At 45.3% G+C, this 622-nt stretch carries 1 protein-coding gene; it reads left to right on the top strand.

Features of this window, described 5'->3' with window-relative positions; genetic code table 11:
* Positions 1-622, top strand: a 622-nt coding sequence (gene nrfD, locus R7093_RS26295) for an NrfD/PsrC family molybdoenzyme membrane anchor subunit (RefSeq protein WP_318147156.1), incomplete at both ends; no start/stop codon positions are given.

Here is a 622-nt window from a genome sequence, read left to right as displayed (position 1 = left end):
TACCTTAAACGCAAAGTCATTGAGGGTGACCCGGCGAACAACGGCATTATGAAAGCGGTGGCTTGGCTCGCGCCATTTGGCATCATTTCCGGTTTGGTGATTTTGATTTTCCATTTAACTAAGCCACTCCAGTTTTGGAAAATCATGATTTACTACAACCCGACGTCGGTGATGTCGATGGGCGTTGTCTTGTTTCAAGTCTACATGGTTGTGTTGTTTGTTTGGATTGGCCTGATCTTTCGCCATCAAATCATCAGCTTTTGTGAAGGCAAATTACCGAGCGGATTACTCGACTTTGTGGATGGCTTTTTGATCAAGGCTGGAAAGGTGAGTAATGCCATCGAGTTGTTCTTGGGTTTCTTGGCGATAGTACTGGCGGCATATACTGGTTTCCTACTATCGGCACTTAAAACCTACCCGATGCTTAACAATCCGGTGTTGCCGATTTTGTTCCTATTCTCAAGCCTTTCTTCGGGCGCAGCGGCATGTTTGATGTTCGGAATCTTAGTGTTTAAAGAGCCGACATCCAGTCCTAGTGTGTCATGGGTGCATGGCTTTGAACGTCCGGTTGTATTATTCGAGTTGTTCGTTTTAGTCACGTTCTTTACTGGCCTGATTTTCA

The sequence above is a fragment of the Vibrio sp. 1580 genome (genome assembly GCF_033340055.1).
This window is presented reverse-complemented; position numbering and strand designations above follow the sequence as displayed.